The organism is Helicobacter trogontum, from assembly GCF_000765905.2.
Taxonomy (GTDB): domain Bacteria; phylum Campylobacterota; class Campylobacteria; order Campylobacterales; family Helicobacteraceae; genus Helicobacter_A; species Helicobacter_A trogontum.
Window position 1 is genome coordinate 1 of the sequence record NZ_JRPL02000079.1, and the last position, 1,615, is coordinate 1,615.

The following is a 1,615-nucleotide window of genomic DNA, read 5'->3' on the forward strand; positions in this document are numbered from 1 at the left end:
AACAAAAAGTGATAAAATCATAGGTATATAAAAGATAATAATGACAATGTTTTGCACAAAAAAGACTCCAACACCACCTATGCTCGAGCTATTGAAGCACGATTTTGCAAAGAAATGATAAATGATGAAAATAAACAAATAAAATCTATCAACGATATATCACTTCAAGCTAGAATCTCCCAACGCACCAAAAACTTTGTAAATCGTTGTGAATTAGTCCATCATATCCCAAATACTCTAAGTGGTTATTCATCTACAATCTTTTATGACACGCATAATAAAGACTATATCATTGCCTTTCGTGGGACAGAATCAGATATAAGGGGGTATTACTACTGATATGTTAGTTGCTGATGCATTACTTGCTACTATTGGGATGGCTCTCACTCAAGCAATAGCACTAGAATGGCTCTCTAAGAGGATATTTAGATCTATCATAGCTCATCATAAACTCCTTATTAGCAAGACAAATAATCATGCCTACAATACAGATGTAAAATCTTTGCAAAATGATTATAAATCATATAAAAGTATTGAGGAGTATTTCTTATCAAATAATATTAGAGTGACAAGCACAGGACATTCACTAGGAGGACATTTAGCACAGGTATTTGTTACAGGTTATCCTTTAGCAATAAAAGAACTTTATACTTATAATGCTCCAGGACTTGGTGGGATTATAGCTTATGCTGTGGTTGTATTGTTAAGAGTAGTAAGGATTGTATGGAAGATTATAGTTGCATTAGTTAAAAGTATAGCAAAGCTATTTAATCCAAATGGCTTTACAAGAAAAGTATTAGATAAATCATTGAAAGCTTCAGGTTATGATGGCAATACTGATAATATAGTGAGGTTTGTAGAGGCTAATAAGGATGCAGAGATATTTGGAGAATTGGGAAATAACCTCAAAAAAGCACAAAAAGGTAGCAATCTTGATATTGAAATACATCACTTAGAATCTATTAGGGCTACTATGAGAAATGATGCTAGTTTAGGCAATGTGTGGCAGCAATTTTATGAGCCTACAACTTCTATTATATCAGATTTGGGCATAAAGCTTGGCATAACCTTAGATGACAAGTTAGATTATAGAAATACAGAGGCACAGCATTTAGTTAATGTGGATATTATGTTTCAATACAAATTAGCAAGTTAGGGAGATTATCAAATGTTGCTGTATAAAAAATGCGAAGTATGTGGGACTAAAATTAATAAATTACAGAATATTTGGAATTTGTATGAATTATCAGGGCATAACAATTTTAGTATCGTATGTCAAAATTGCCAAGCTCATTATCAACCAAACACAATAATTTATATGTTATTAAGGTTTTTGCCTAAAGATATTATTTTTGGTAATTTATTTTGCATGTTGCTCATATGGCTTGTGCTTCCACCAATGCAGTGGTGGGTTATCATTATCATAAGTATTGCTTGTTGGCATATTATGAATTTCAGCATTATAAGTATTATACCATTTGATAAATATGACACTCAAAAATGTAAAAAGGAGACAGAAAATGGCAAAAAACAATAAAGACTTTACAGACCACTTAAGTGATCTTGCCAAAGGGGTTGCTTCTTTTTGGACTACTGCTTACAATTTTGGTGATTT

The 1,615-nt window shown here is 32.0% G+C and carries 3 protein-coding genes; all 3 read left to right on the forward strand.

Annotation, left to right across the window (positions count from 1 at the left end):
• The first annotated feature begins 51 nt into the window (after window positions 1-51).
• Genes LS81_RS11605 through LS81_RS10860 form a run of 3 tightly spaced genes read left to right on the forward strand, consistent with a single transcriptional unit; the run spans window position 52 to window position 1,537 of the window.
• Entirely contained in the window at window positions 52-339 is a 288-nt protein-coding gene (locus LS81_RS11605; RefSeq protein ID WP_034347775.1) for an alpha/beta hydrolase family protein, read from the forward strand.
• A gap of 1 nt (window position 340) precedes the next feature.
• Window positions 341-1,156: a hypothetical protein gene (locus LS81_RS11610; protein WP_034347774.1), complete on the forward strand. Its 816-nt coding sequence runs from the start codon at window positions 341-343 to the stop codon at window positions 1,154-1,156.
• A 12-nt stretch (window positions 1,157-1,168) separates the two neighbouring features.
• Window positions 1,169-1,537: a hypothetical protein gene (locus LS81_RS10860; RefSeq protein WP_104696544.1), complete on the forward strand. Its 369-nt coding sequence runs from the start codon at window positions 1,169-1,171 to the stop codon at window positions 1,535-1,537.
• The last annotated feature ends 78 nt before the right edge of the window (window positions 1,538-1,615 follow it).